The sequence below is a fragment of the Streptomyces decoyicus genome (assembly GCF_019880305.1).
Lineage (GTDB): Bacteria > Actinomycetota > Actinomycetes > Streptomycetales > Streptomycetaceae > Streptomyces > Streptomyces decoyicus.
Genome location: NZ_CP082301.1, coordinates 751,711 through 765,638, shown reverse-complemented (window position 1 = coordinate 765,638; position 13,928 = coordinate 751,711). Strand labels below are relative to the sequence as shown.

At 72.2% G+C, this 13,928-nt stretch carries 11 protein-coding genes; 1 reads left to right on the top strand and 10 read right to left on the bottom strand.

The features are described from left to right. Window positions 1-89 precede the first annotated feature (89 nt). Together K7C20_RS03145 and K7C20_RS03140 are read right to left on the bottom strand one after the other, a co-directional pair. Window positions 90-2,492: a glycoside hydrolase family 65 protein gene (locus K7C20_RS03145; protein WP_053209045.1), complete on the bottom strand. Its 2,403-nt coding sequence runs from the start codon at window positions 2,490-2,492 to the stop codon at window positions 90-92. Next, a complete protein-coding gene (locus K7C20_RS03140) occupies window positions 2,489-3,253 on the bottom strand; it encodes an HAD family hydrolase (RefSeq protein WP_053209044.1) in 765 nt (254 codons plus the stop codon). The genes K7C20_RS03145 and K7C20_RS03140 overlap by 4 nt, the downstream gene beginning before the upstream one ends. A gap of 179 nt (window positions 3,254-3,432) precedes the next feature. Between K7C20_RS03140 and K7C20_RS03135 the strand changes: the two genes are divergently transcribed. Then, on the top strand, window positions 3,433-4,305 hold the full coding sequence (locus K7C20_RS03135) for a universal stress protein (RefSeq protein WP_053209043.1): 873 nt from the start codon (window positions 3,433-3,435) through the stop codon (window positions 4,303-4,305). Between the two features lie 20 nt (window positions 4,306-4,325). Here K7C20_RS03135 and ppk2 read toward each other — a convergent pair whose 3' ends face one another. The 8 genes from ppk2 to K7C20_RS03095 form a co-directional block, all read right to left on the bottom strand. Continuing rightward, window positions 4,326-5,147 carry a polyphosphate kinase 2 gene (gene ppk2, locus K7C20_RS03130; protein WP_053209042.1) on the bottom strand — a complete coding sequence of 274 codons (822 nt, stop codon included), beginning with the start codon at window positions 5,145-5,147 and terminating at the stop codon, window positions 4,326-4,328. Between the two features lie 33 nt (window positions 5,148-5,180). Continuing rightward, entirely contained in the window at window positions 5,181-6,527 is a 1,347-nt protein-coding gene (locus tag K7C20_RS03125; RefSeq protein WP_030076655.1) for a nicotinate phosphoribosyltransferase, read from the bottom strand. A 58-nt stretch (window positions 6,528-6,585) separates the two neighbouring features. Next, complete coding sequence (locus K7C20_RS03120) at window positions 6,586-6,885, bottom strand: dsRBD fold-containing protein (RefSeq protein ID WP_030076653.1); 300 nt, start codon at window positions 6,883-6,885, stop codon at window positions 6,586-6,588. A 178-nt stretch (window positions 6,886-7,063) separates the two neighbouring features. Then, window positions 7,064-7,933, bottom strand: a complete 870-nt coding sequence (locus tag K7C20_RS03115) for a universal stress protein (protein WP_030076651.1) — start codon at window positions 7,931-7,933, stop codon at window positions 7,064-7,066. Between the two features lie 213 nt (window positions 7,934-8,146). After that, on the bottom strand, window positions 8,147-9,433 hold the full coding sequence (locus K7C20_RS03110) for a sugar ABC transporter permease (RefSeq protein ID WP_030076649.1): 1,287 nt from the start codon (window positions 9,431-9,433) through the stop codon (window positions 8,147-8,149). Next, window positions 9,430-10,239 (bottom strand): ATP-binding cassette domain-containing protein, encoded by an 810-nt coding sequence (locus tag K7C20_RS03105; RefSeq protein WP_048828798.1) that lies wholly within the window; start codon window positions 10,237-10,239, stop codon window positions 9,430-9,432. Before K7C20_RS03105 ends, K7C20_RS03110 begins: the two co-directional genes overlap by 4 nt. An 11-nt stretch (window positions 10,240-10,250) precedes the next feature. Further along, window positions 10,251-11,351 carry a sugar ABC transporter substrate-binding protein gene (locus K7C20_RS03100; protein WP_030076645.1) on the bottom strand — a complete coding sequence of 367 codons (1,101 nt, stop codon included), beginning with the start codon at window positions 11,349-11,351 and terminating at the stop codon, window positions 10,251-10,253. Continuing rightward, entirely contained in the window at window positions 11,351-13,756 is a 2,406-nt protein-coding gene (locus tag K7C20_RS03095; RefSeq protein WP_245171088.1) for a SpoIIE family protein phosphatase, read from the bottom strand. The genes K7C20_RS03100 and K7C20_RS03095 overlap by 1 nt, the downstream gene beginning before the upstream one ends. Window positions 13,757-13,928: the final 172 nt, after the last annotated feature.

Genomic DNA, 13,928 nt, shown 5'->3' with positions numbered 1-13,928 from the left:
CGTGGCCGGGCGCGGCGCACCGGGCCTCCCGGGCTCGATCGGGCCCGCCGCCCGCCGCCCGCCGCCCGGTGGCCGCCGGCCACCGGCCGTCAGTCGTCGGGCAGGGCGAGCCGGCGGGACGTACCGGGCGTGAGGGAGAACGAGCGGTCGCGCAGCTTCACCCGCACCGCGGCGTTCTCGGAGGCCGGTACCGCGATCCGTATCTGCTCGGCCCGGATGCGCAGATCGATGTCCCAGTGGCGTCGGAAGCGGATGCGGACCCCGAACTTCGAGAGCTCGGGCAGCGGCGCCGGGTCGAGCCACAGCGCCTGGTCGCGGGTTTCCAGGCCGGTCATCCCGCGCTGGACGAATTCCAGGGTGCCGGCCATCGCCCCCAGATGGATGCCCTCCGCCGTGGTGCCGCCCTGGACGTCCGCCACATCCCCGGTCAGCGCCTCCTCGCAGTACGTCCACGCGTCGGGACGGTGGACACGGGCCAGGACCCAGGCGTGGACCAGGGCACTGAGAGTGGAGCCGTGGCTGGTGCGGTGCAGGTAGTAGTCGACGGTGGCGTGCCAGATGTCGTCGTCGAGGGGGTGCCCGAGGGCGCGGAAGACCGAGGCGAGTTCCGACGGCGAGAACAGATAGCCCAGCATCAGCACATCGGCCTGTTTGGAGGCCTGGTAGCGGTTGGCCGTATCGCCCTCGGCCTCCAGGATCCGGTCCAGCCGGCGGATGTCGCCGTAGCGGTGCCGGTAGCCGTGCCAGTCGAGCTCGGCGAGGTCCCCGTATCCGGCGAACTGGCTGATCACCCCGCGGTGGTAGGGCACATGCAGCCGGTGGGCGATGTCCTCCCAGCGCTCGGGCTCGTCCGGGCACAGCTGGAGACGTTCGGACAGCTGCCGTTGCTCGGCCTCGGGGAGCGTGCGGCAGAGTTCGAGGGCACGCATCAGCACCCAGGCCGCCGTGACGTTGGTGTAGGCGTTGTCGTCCACGCCCGGTTCGATGGCTCCCGGATAGCCGTCGTGGTACTCGTCGGGACCGACGACCCCGCGGATGCGGTACCGGCCCAGGCCGGGGTCCCATTCCGCGGCCGATGCCCAGAAGCGGGCGATCTGGAGCAGCATCTCCGCGCCCCTGGTGTGCAGGAACTCCGTGTCGCCGCTGGCCTGTCCGTACTGCCACACGTTGTAGGCGATCGCCGACCCGACGTGGTGCTGGAGCCGGGAATGATCGGGCAGCCAGCGCCCCGAGTGCGGATTGAGATGGAGCTCCTGGGTCTCCTCGCGGCCGTCCCCGGCGCTCTGCCACGGGTACATCGCCCCGGAGCGGCCCGCTTCCCGTGCCGCGTGGCAGGCGGCGGGCAGCCGCCGGTAGCGGTAGTCGAGCAGGGCCCGGGAGACCTCGGGAAGGTGCAGATTCAAGAACGGCAGCACGAACAGCTCGTCCCAGAAGACGTGCCCGCGGTACGACTCTCCGTGCAGGCCCCTCGCCGGTACCCCGACGTCCAGCTCGGCGGTGTGCGGCGAGAGGGTCTGGAGGAGGTGGAAGAGGTGCAGACGCAGAATCCGGCCGGGCTCTCCGGGGACCTCCAGCTTGGCCTGCCGCCACAGGTTCTCCCAGGCGCGGCGGTGCGACGCGCGCAACTGCCGGAAGTGCGGGGCCAGCACCACCGCGTCCACGGCCGCATGCAGCGGGCTGTCGATCGCCGGGTCGCGGGAGGTGTACAGCGCCACCGTCTTGTCGACGACCGCGGGGGAGTCGGGGCTGACGGGCACCACCAGGGTCTGGGCGGCCTGTAGCGCGGTGAGCTGCGGGCGGGGCACCACGCCCCGGCCGGAGGTGGCGCGGGTCCGGGCGGCCAGCGCGATACGGATGTCCGAGTCGAGGGTGCGGCAGCTCAGCCACACCGTGTCCCGCCGCTCGGTACCGGTATCCCACCCCGTCAGATGCTGGTCCGCCAGCTCGCGGTAGCGCGCGACCCCGGCATTGCGCACCGCCCCGTCGATCCCGGACTCCACCTCCACCGTGCCCGCCCATCCGTGCGGGACGAAACAGGTGCGCAGCGCGGCCAGATGGGGTTCCCCCATGTGCACCAGGCGGCATTGCTCCACGCTCAGGCGCCGGCCGGCCTCGTCCTCGTAGACCGACCAGCGGGTCAGCGTGCCGTGCCCCAGGTCCAGGGTCTGCCGGTGCTCCGTGAGGTGCGCGTGGTCGGGGGAGAGCCAGGGGCCGGGAGCCGCGTCGGCGGGACAGATCCGGTAGCGCAGCGGGAGCCAGTTGGGCAGGTTGACCATGTCCTCGTTCTCGACGGGGCGGCCCCCCACGGTGGAGAGGAGCCGGTTGTAGCAGCCGGCGGCGTAGGTGCCCGGGTAGTGCGCGGGCCCGGCAGGCACCTCGGACGCCGCGCCGCGGGTGGCGAAGTAGCCGTTGCCGAGCGCGCACAGCGATTCGCGCAGCCGTTCCGCGGCCGGGTCGTACCCCTCGTACGACCAGGTCCACGCCCGCGTCATGCCCCCTCCCCGGACGTCAGCAGTTCGCCCGGGTCGCTCACGACCACATCGGCGCCACGGCGGCGCAGCGCGGTGGCGCTGTACGGGCCGGCCGTCCGGTCCACGCCCACCACCAGGCCGAAGCCGCCGCGGCGGCCGGCCTCGACACCGGCGAGCGCGTCCTCCACCACGGCGCTGTCCTCGGCCGGGACACCGAGCCGCCGGGCCGCTTCCAGGAACAGCGCGGGGTCGGGTTTGCTCGGCAGATGGAGCCGGCGTGCCTCGTTGCCGTCCACCACGGCCTGGAAGAGTCCGAGCAGATCGGCGGCGGCCAGCAGCTCGGTCGCATGGCGGGACGCCGAGACGGCGGCGCACGGCACCCCGTGGTCCCGCAGCGCCTGCAACAGGCGCACGGTGCCGGGCCAGGTGGTGACGGCACGGTTTTGCAGACTCGCGGTGAACAGCTCGTCCTTGCGGGCCGCGACGGCGCCGACGGTGCCCGTGCCCGGCGCGTCGTCCGGAGAGCCGAGCGGCAGCTCAAGACCCCGGGAGCGCAGGAAGGCCGCCGCCCCGTCCTGCCGGGAGCGGCCGTCGACATACTGAAGATAGTCGTCCACCGGGTCGAAGGGCCGTTGTCCGCCCGCGGCCGCCAGACACGCGTCGAAGGCGCTCTTCCAGGCCGCGGCATGCGTCCGGGCGGAGTCGGTGATGACCCCGTCGGTGTCGAGGACCACGGCCCGCATCGAGTGCAGGCAAGCGGCCAGGGACGGCGCGCCGGTCATGGTGACGGTTCCGTTCGTCGGTGTCTCCCTTCCATGGCACCACGGCCGGCGGCCCCGGGCGCGCCGCACGCCCTGGGGCGAGTGCCGTCCTGCCGCGTCGTCCCCTGCGCGCACCGGAACACGGTGCGACGGTGGCAGTACGGACCTCTTCGCCGAGCAGCGGGAAGGGAGTGGGGGCGATGGAGCATCCGCTGACCGTGGGGACCGACGGATCGGCTGCCGCGCTCCGTTCGCTGGACTGGGCGGTGGACGAGGCGGCACGGCGCGGGCTGCCGCTGCGGATCGTCCACGCCTCCCGGTGGGAGCGCTACGAGGGAACGGCGCCGCAGGGGCCGGGCCGCCCCGGTGAGCAGGTGCTCGCGGAGAACACCGTGGCGTCCGCCGTCGAACACGCCCGCCGCCGTCACGCGGACCTGACGATCTCGGCGGAGGTGCTGGCCGACGACCCGGTCACCGCCCTGCTGAACGAGGGCCTCCATGCGACGGCGCTGGTCCTGGGCTCGCGGGGCCGCGGGGAGGTCGCCGGACTGCTGCTGGGGTCGGTCGGTCTGACGGTTGCGGCCCGCGCCCGGTGCCCGGTGATCGTGGTGCGCGGCGACGAGGCCGCACTCGCGGGGACCCACGAGCGTGTCCTCCTCGGCGTCACCGACCCGGCCGACGACCTGCCGGCCGTCCGCTTCGCGTTCCGCGCGGCCGAGGCCCGCGGCTGCACGCTGGAGGCGGTGTGCGCCTGGCACCGCCCCGCCCATGAGCCGCCCGAGGCGCCGCCGCTCCCCGCGGGCGCCCGCCGCTACCACGAGCAGCAGGCAGCGGCGGTGCTGACCGACGCGCTGACGGAGGCGGCCGGTGAGCATTCCACGGTGCGGGTGCACCGCGCCCTGGTCGAGGGGCCGGCACACAAGGTGCTGGTGCACCGCGCCGCCGCCGCGGATCTGCTGGTGGTCGGAGCGCAGCGCCGCCACGGTCACTTCGGCCTGCGCCCCGGGCGGGTGGCGCACACCGCTCTCTGCCATGCCGCGTGCCCCGTGGCGGTGGTGCCGCGGCATGCCTGAGCCGGCGTCACCGACCCGCCCTACTCCTCCAGCGCCGCCGCGTGATCGGGAACGTAGGTCTGGAGATCCCGGGGCGGGCGCTGGTAGCCGGTGGCCGGCGGCCGCGGCGGCAGGGTCAGCTCCGGCGGGGTGATGTCGCGGTAGGACACCGTCGACAGGAGATGCGCGATCATGTTCAGCCGGGCCCGGCGTTTGTCGTCGCTCTCGACGACGTACCACGGTGCCTCCGCGATGTCCGTGTGGACGAACATCTCGTCCTTGGCCCGCGAATACTCCTCCCAGCGGGTCAGCGACTCGAGATCCATGGGGGAGAGCTTCCAGCGCCGCGTCGGGTCCTTCAGCCGGCGCCGGAACCGCTGTTCCTGCATCTCGTCGCTCACCGAGAACCAGTACTTGCGCAGCAGGATCCCGTCCTCCACCAGCATCCGCTCGAAGACCGGGCACTGCCGCAGAAACCGCTGGTGCTCGGCCGGCGTGCAGAATCCCATGACCCGCTCGACACCGGCCCGGTTGTACCAACTGCGGTCGAACAGCACGATCTCGCCGGCCGCGGGAAGGTGCTCCGTATAGCGCTGGAAGTACCACTGGCCGCGTTCCCGTTCGGTGGGCCGGGGCAGTGCCACGATCCGCGCCACCCGCGGGTTGAGGTACTGGGTGACGCGTTTGATCGTGCCTCCCTTGCCGGCTGCGTCCCGTCCCTCGAAGACGACGACGAGCCGGGCACCCTCGGTACGCACCCACTCCTGGAGCTTCACCAGCTCCGTCTGCAAGCGGTACAGCTCCCGCTCGTACAGCGACCGCGGCAGCTTCCCGGGGCCGATGCCGTGCTGCTTGTGCGCCATACGACGACGGTACGGAGAAAAGCCTCCGGTGGCTCAGGCGTGCGAGCCGAACGGGGCCAGGACCTCGCGTTCGATCCGCCGCCGGACATGCTCGGTCAGCGCGGCGAGCCGCTTCGAGACCTTCGCCCGCACGGGGTGCGGCGACCGGATGTACCGGGCCGTGGCGGGCAGCCCCGCGACATCCGCCGCGACCCGCCGCCGGGCGTCCTCCAGCCGGTCGCGCGGGGTGCAGCGCTCGCCGCCGCGCATCAGCGTCTCCAGCAGCGGCGTACTGCCCGCAGGGACCGGCTCGTCGGCCAGGCCGAGCACATCGACGCACCCGGGCCGGCGGAAGACCTGCTTGCGCCCCGGGGCGGTCGCCTTCGCCGACGACAGCTTCATCAGGGGGCGGCCGTCATAGGCGACGAGCTTGTAGGCCGAGTCCAGCGCGGGAGCATCCGCGCTCACCCCGACGAGGCTGCCCACGGCGTAGACGTCGATCGGCGCTCCCGCCCGCGCCAGATCGTGCACCGCGAACTCGTCCAGCCCGCCGCTGGCGACGATGCGCACCTGCGGCAGCCCCGCGTTGTCCAGGATCGAGCGTGCGCGGAAGGCCAGCCCGGCGAGGTCCCCGCTGTCCAGCCGGATGGCCGATCCGTCACCACGGCCCAGCCCGTTGAGCACCCGGGCCGCTGCCGCGACGCCGGATTCGGTGTCGTAGGTGTCCACCAGCAAGGTCACCGGTCCGGGATGGCAGAGCGCGAACGCGGTGAACGCCGCCTCCTCGTCCCCGAACGCCTCGATGTACGAGTGCGCCATCGTGCCGACCGCCGGCAGATCCTCGGCGTGGGCCGCCGCCACATTGCTGGTGCCCGCGAAACCGGTCATCGCACCCAGCCGTGCCACCTGGTGGGCGGCGTCGGTGCCATGGGTGCGCCGCAGCGAGAAATCCACCACGGAGCGTCCCCGGGCGGCGAGCACGCATCTGACGCACTTGGACGCGATGGTCGTCTGATGGCTGAGGTGGTGGAGCACATACGACTCCACGAGCTGCGCCTGCGGCAGCGGAGCGGTGACCTCCAGCAGCGGCTCACCGGCCAGCACCACCCGCCCCTCCGGCACGGCCCGGACCTCCCCGGTGAAGCGCATGCCCAACAGCGGAGCCAGGTCACTCGACGGCCGTTGCAGCACCTCCGCGAAGACCTCGACATCCTCGCGTCCGACAGCGAAGCCGGAGAGAAAGTCGAGAGCCGTCTCGGCCCCGGCGGCGATCAGAAACCCCCGGTCCGGCGGCAGGGCGCGGACGAAGCAGCTGAACGTCGCCGGTTGCGTCATGCCCTCGTGGAGGTACGAGAGGGCCATGGTCACTTCGTACAGGTCGGTGATCGTCGCATCCGACATGGCCGACTCCTTCCGCGGACCGCCGCGCCACCGGCCGGCCGGGGACGGCGCCCGCACCTCACGCCATCGCGCTCGTCCAGCCGTAGGCGGCGCGATGCTCATGCCGGGGCGGTGCGGCTCCGACGCCTTCGAGGTCGAGGTCCGCCACCCGCTGCAGCTGCCCGGCGAGGTCCCTCATCGCACGCCCGGCCGCAATCTCGTCCCCGATCTCCGGTACGTCCGGGTCCTCGGGGCTGCACCGGGCCGTCCCGTGCCCGGTCAGCGTGGTGGTTCCGGTCCGGAGCACCACGCGTGCCTTGGTCGTTCCGTCCTCCTCGGAGAGGTACAGACGGACGGGCCACTCGACTGTCGTTGCCATGGCTCACCTCTGCCTTCCTGCCGGGGGCCGCCTCCTCAGGCCGCACACGGGTCCGTCGTGCCCTTGGCAGCCCGTCCCCGCCGCATGAGCCCTCACCGTCATCATCCGCCTTCTCCCGCGGGGCGTCCTGGTGCCGGCCACCGGCCGTCTCGGACCGTGGACGCCGGCTGTCGCACGGTCACTCGTGCGGCACCACGGCCACCGGACACGGCGCGTGGTGGACGACCGCCTGCACGACATGGCCGATACGGCGCGTGGGCAACCGGAGCAGGTGCCGTCGGCCGACGACGAGCAGGCCCGCGTCCGCCGCGCTGTGCAACAGGGCCGGCGCCGGGCTCTCCATCACCACCCGCTCGTCCACCCGCAGGTTCGGGTGCTTCTCCCGCCACGGCTCCAGGGCCGCGGCCAGCTCCTGCCGCGCGTCCCGCGCCGCCTCCTCGGCGGCGATCGGCTCCACGCCCCCGCCCCGGTTGTACGCGTACGCGGGCAGGTGCCTGCCGTGCACGACGCGCAGGGTCACACCCCGCCGTGCGGCGCTGTCGAAGGCGAAGGCGAGCAGTGCCTCGCACGGTTCGTGCAGGCTCAGCCCGACCATCACCTCCCCGTCCCGCCCGACCGCCGGCGCGCCCTTCCGGGCGCGTACCAGAACCGTGGGGGAGGCGGTGTGGGCCACCAGCTGCAGACCGAGCTCGCCGAGGGCGAAGCGGCCCACCGGGCCCAGGTCCCGGGAGCCGAGGACCAGCAGGTCCGACTGCTCCGAGGCTTCCTGTAGGGCCTCCAGCGGGTCCTTGGGCACCAGGAGCTCGTCCACCGGAAGGTCCGGGAAGCGGGTGCGCACCGCCGTGCGGGCCTCGCCCATCATCCGATCGGGCCAGTAGTTCTGGTCTCCTTTTTCAGGGGGGTGGCGCGCCGGTTCCGCCGCCAGCATCACCCACGCATGCAGCAGCCGCAGGCGTGCCCGGCGCAGCTGTGCTTCCTGTGCCGCCCACAGGGTCGCGGACAAGGACTCGGGCGTACCGTCCACTCCGGCGGTGATGACATCCTTCATGCTCTCGCTCCGTTCCTGGCGCGCTCGGCGCCTTCGCGCCCCTACCTCAAGGGTGCTCGACCTCGCGCGCTCCGGCACGAGCCGACCGGCCCCCACCCGTCGACGCCGGTCAGCGCGGGCCGTGCCGTGCCGGGTGCCGTCGTCCGCCGCCCGGCCCGCGTCAGACGGCCGGACTCCCGTCGGCGTCAGACCGCCGGCCGTCCCGTCAGTGCGTCAGACCCGTCCGTGCGCCTTCTGCGCCCGCCTCGCCAGCGAGTCGATGACCACGGCGATGAGCAGCACACCGCCCGTGATCATGAACTGCACGGCCGTCTGGATACCCATGAGGGCCACCCCCGAGGCGATCGACTGGATGACCAGGACACCGAGCAGGGCCGACCAGGTCCGGCCGCGTCCGCCGAACAGACTGGTGCCGCCGATGACCGCGGCGGCGATGGCATCCATCAGCAGCAGGCCCGCCCCCGACGTCTGGCTGGCCGACGTGACGCGTGAGGCCAGGAACAGACCGCCGATCGCGGCCATCGTGCCGGACATCATGAAGACCGAGATTCGGACCAGATCCACATTGAGGCCGGTGCGGCGGGAGGCCTCGACGCTGCCGCCGAGCGCGAAGATCATGCGTCCGTAGCGCGTGCGGCGGAGCACGTAGTCGAGACCGACGAGCACGACGAGGAAGATCAACAGGGCCAGGGGGAGCCCCAGGAACTGGTTGAGCACGGCGGCGGAGGCCATGGTGATCACCGCCAGCACGCCCGTGCGCAGGAGGATCTCGCTCAGCGGCCGGGCGGGCACGCCGGCGGCCCGGCGCCGCCGCGCGTCGTGGAACGAAGCGAGGAAGTACCCGGCGGTGCCGAGTGCCGCCAGGCCGTAGGCGGCGGCCACATTGGTGAAGTAGTAGCCCGTCAGCATCGCGAGCAGGCCCTTGTCGTCGAGGTTGATGGTCCCGCTGGAGCCCAGGATGTAGAGCATCAGGCCGTTCCAGCCCAGCAGGCCCGCAAGGGTGACGACGAACGCGGGCACCCCGACCTTGGCAAGGAAGAACCCCTGTATCGCCCCGATCACCATGCCGCCGAGCACCGCGACCAGCAGCGCCAGCCCCTCCGGCACGCCGTGTTGCACGTTCAGCACCGCGAAAGCAGCCGCCGCGAGGCCGCTCACCGAACCGACCGAGAGGTCGATCTCGCCGAGCAGCAGCACGAAGACGACGCCTACCGAGATCATGCCGGTGCCGACGATGTCCACGCTCAGACCGGACAGATTGCGCGGCGAGAGGAAGTTCTCGTTGAGGCTCTCGAAGATGATCCAGACCACGACCAGGCCGAGGGCGACCGGGACCGAGCCGAGTTCGCCGCTGTGGAACCTGCGCTTGAGCAGGTCGAGGGTGTTCCGCGGGCCCAGCCCGACCTTGAGCCGGCGCAGGCCGGCGGTGGTCCCGCTCTTGGGGGTGCCGCCTTCCCCGCCGGCCGGTCTGTGCTTCCTGAGCGCCCATGTTCTGCTCACAGTTCCCCCTCCCGCCCGTGAGCCTTGCGGCGCGTCACGGCGTTGTCCGTGGCTCCGGTGATCGAGGAGATGATCTGTTCGTGGGACGTGGTCGTCACATCGAAGAACCCGTTGTTGCGGCCGAGTCGCAGTACGGCGATCCAGTCCGCGACGGCCTTGACGTCACCCATGTTGTGGCTGATGAGCAGCACGGCGAGACCACGTTCGCGCAGCCGCTCCACCAGGTCGAGCACTTGGGCGGTTTGCTCGATCCCGAGGGCGGCGGTGGGCTCGTCGAGGAGCACCAGCCGGGGTTCGCCGAGCAGCGAGCGGGAGATCGCCACGGTCTGCCGCTGGCCTCCGGAGAGCGAGGCGACCGGGAGGCGCACATTGGGCATCCGGATGGAAAGGGTGTCGAGCAGGCCGAGGGTGAGGCGCTCCATCTCCACCTCGTCGAGGATTCCGGCCCGGTGGATCTCGCGGCCGAGGAAGAGGTTGCCGACCACGTCGAGGTTGTCGCACAGCGCGAGGTCCTGATAGACGGTGGCGATTCCCAGGTCCTGGGCTTCGTGGGGGCGGGTGATCTGCACGGGCCGGCCCTCCCACTCGACCACGCCCTCCTCGGCGGGATCGACACCGGCGATCACCTTGATCAGCGTGGACTTGCCCGCGCCGTTGTCGCCCACGAGCGCGACGACCTGACCGGCACGTACCTCCAGATCGACATCCGCCAGCGCCTGGACGGCGCCGTACCGCTTGAAGACTCCGCGCAGCGCCAGCAGGGGTGGTGCCGGCCTCGGCCGCCGGAGGGTTGCGCCGGACTCCATACGTACCTGCCTTATCCGGTGAGCCCCGCCGCCCGGCAGGCGGACGCGAACTTGGGGGTGCAGATCTGATCGATCGTGTACATGCCGTCCTTGACCACCGTGTTCTTGATGTTGTGCACGGTCACGGAGACCGGGGTGAGCAGCACGGCCGGGATGCCGCGGGTGGTGGGGCTGTTGACCGTGTGTGTCGTGATGCCGTCCAGCTTCTTGCCGCGTCCCAGCGCGACGGCCATGGCGGCGGCGGTGTCGGCCTCGGGCTTGAAGGGCTTGTAAACGGTCATGGACTGATCGCCCTTGACGATGCTCTGAATGGCGCTGAGTTCGGCATCCTGCCCGGTGATGGGGGGCAGCGGGTCGACCTTGGCGGCCCGCAGGGCGGAGATGACGCCGGCGGCGAGCCCGTCATTGGCGGAGTAGACGCCGTCGATGTTCTCGGCACCGAGCGCCGAGATGGCGGCGGACATGTTGAGATTGGCGTTCTCCGGTCGCCACCCGGCGGTCTCGTAGGCCTTCCCGATCTTCACCCGGCCCTTGAGCACGGCCAGTGCGCCCTGCTGGAACCAGGCGGAGTTGGGGTCCGTCGAAGCGCCGTTCATCATGACGATCTGGGCGCCGTGGGCCTTGTCGCCGAGGGCCTTGAGAAGCGCCTCGCCCTGGAGCCTGCCGACCTTCTCGCCATTGAAGGAGACATAGGACGAGACCGGCCCCTCCACGAGGCGGTCGTAGGCGACGACCGGGATTCCTGCCGCCCGCGCGCTCTCGACCGGCGCGCGGAGCGACTTGGAATCGACGGCGTCGAGGATCAGTACCTGGACCCGCTTGGTGATCATCGCGTCCATCTGCTGCTGCTGGGTGGCCACATCGTGCTCCGCGCTGACGGTCTCCACCATGCACTCCGGGCACAGCTGATGGATCTTCTTCTCGATCAGGGGCTTGTCGAAGTGGTAGAGGCGTGAGGTGTTGTCCGGGAGCAGTACGCCGATCTTCACGGCGCCACCGGAGGCAGGCCCGCTCGGCTCGTGCGCTCCGCCGGCCTGCCCACAGGCGGCCGGCCCGGCCACCATGCACAGCCCGGCAAGGAGTGCGGCAGCTCCACGCGGACGAGCACGCATCAGCGGGCCTCCCCATCCTCCGGCCGGCCGTCCGGGGCGGCCGGCACCTCCTCGGCGCCGAGCTGCTCGCCCGGCCGCAGGGCGACCTCGCTCCACACCTGCTTGCCGCCGCTGAGCGGCACCGAGCCCCAGGACGCCGACATCGCCTCGACGAGCAGCAGCCCGCGGCCGCCGGTCGCCTCCCAGTCCACGCTGGCCGGTTTGACGGGTGCCCGGGGCGAGGCGTCGTTCACCGCGATCCGCAGCCGGTCCGCGGCCAGTGTCAGATCCAGCCGCACTTCCCCCTGGGTATGCGCAATGGCGTTGGTGACCAGCTCCGAGACCACCAGCAGGGCCACGTCCAGCTCCTCGGTCACGTTCCAGGAGCGCAGGGTGCGCGCGGTGAAGCGGCGGGCATGCATGACGGCGTCGGGCAGCCGCCACACCGTCCAGCGCACCCGGGTCGGGCGGACGCGCATCCCGTCGTAGCGCAGCACCAGCACCGCCACATCGTCGTCGCGCCGCTTCGCGTCCCCGAGCAGTTCGTCGGCCAGCCGCCCGGCATCGGCCGGATCGGCCGCGGCGAGCAGCTCGCGCACCCGGCCGATGCCGTCCTCCAGACGCAGCGTGGACGACTCCACCAGGCCGTCCGTGAGCAGTGCGAGAACCGTGCCGGGGGTCAGGCCCACCTCGGTCAGCGGGAACTCGCCCTCCGCGGCCACCCCCAGCGGGGGCCCGCCCTCGACCGACAGCGCCTCCGTACTGCCGTCGGGGAACCGCAGCAACGGCGGCAGATGTCCGGCCCGGACGAACCAGGCAATGCCCTCCTCCATGTCCAGATCCACATAACAGCAGGTCGCGAACAGATCGGTCTCCATGCCGAGCAGCAGCCGGTTGGCATGGGAGACGACCACATCCGGCGGATGGCCCTCGACCGCGTAGGCCCGGATGGCCGTGCGCATCTGGCCCATGATCGTGGCGGCGCCGGCGCTGTGGCCCTCCACATCGCCGATGACGAGCCCCACATGGCCGTCGGAGAGCGGAATGACGTCGTACCAGTCGCCGCCCACTTCGAGCCCCATCGTGGCGGGCAGATAGCGGGCGACGGCCACCCCGCCGGGCAGCGTCGGCAGCTTGCGGGGCAGCAGACTGCGCTGGAGCATCGTGGCGAGTTCATGCCCGGCGTCCAGTGCATGCGCGCGTACGAGGGCCTGGCCCACCAGCCCCGCGGTCGCCGTCAGCAAGGACCGCTCCTCCGGCCCGAACGGGTGCTCCTCCTCCCATCCGATCAGGCACATCCCGACGATCCGGCCGTCGGCGGGCAGCGGCAGGACGGCGAGCCCGCCGGGCCCGATGCCCGCCAGATCGGGTTCGAGGGCGGCGCCCGGAGGCCACAGGGCCACATGGCCGCCCCGCAGCACGCTCTCCAGCGTGGGCAGGGAGTGGCTCGACGTATCCGGCCACTCGGACCGCCACTCGGACCGCCATGCCGCGGGCCAGGCTTCGGGCTCCGGCGGGTCGAGGACGGTCACCACGAACCGGTCGGCCTTCAGCTCGGCCACCGCCACCCGGGAGGCCGCCAGCGGCATCCGCAGGGCGGAGACCACCACCCGGCTGACGTCCCGGATGGTCGTGGCGCCGGCCAGCGCGGCGGACAGCCGCTGCACGACGGAGACCTCGTCCGCGCCGGGGCGCAGATAGGAGGCGTCGGCAACCACTCCCAGCACGCGCTGCGGGGCGCCGTCGGCGTCGACCAGTACCCGGCAGCGCAGGCTCAGCCAGCGCAGTTCGCCGTTGGGCCGGCGGATGCGGATCGACAGCTGCTGGCCGGAGGTGGGCAGTCGGCCCGGCTCGACGAGCGACATCAGCGCGGGAACGTCGTCCGGTGCGGTGCGCTCCAGCAGCGTCTCCACCCGCCGGTCGAACTGCTCGGGAGCGATGCCGAACAACTCCATCACCTGGGCGTCCGCGTCGATCCGTCCGGTGCCCAGCGTCAGCGTGAACGCGCCGCCCCGGAGGGTGTCCAGCCCCGGCCCCAGCAGCGACCGCCGCTCCGTCCGCGCCATGGCGCGGGCCGCGACGGCCTCCAGTCCCGCGGCCACCTGGTCGGCGTGCAGCTCCAGCAGATGGCGGCGGTCGACGTCGAAGGCGTCCGCCGCCTTGTCCATGACCACCAGGCATCCCAGCCGTTTGGCGTCCCCGCCCAGCGGCAGTACACCCATCGAGACGTCGGCCGGCAGCGCCCCGGCACCGTCCCAGGGCTCCGCACCAGGACTGCCCGGGGGACCGGTGACGCCGTACTGCGCCAGCTCCGCCGGGCTCAGCCACAACGGGAGGCCGGTGCGGAAGGCGGCGGCAACCGGAGAGTTGCCGGACAGCGCGAAGCCCGTCGGCAGGCCGTAGGGAGCGCCGGAGCCGCCGACCATCTCGGCCAGCTGAAGTTCGCCGCCTCCTGCGGCAGGCACATAGACGGCGGTCAGCTCAGCCCCGGTGGACCCAGGGACTCGTGCGGTCACTGCCTGCACCGCCTCCGTATGCCGGAAGCCGTCGTCGTAAGCCACGGTCGCCGTGTCCGCCCTCGGGGGCCAGAGCGTCCAC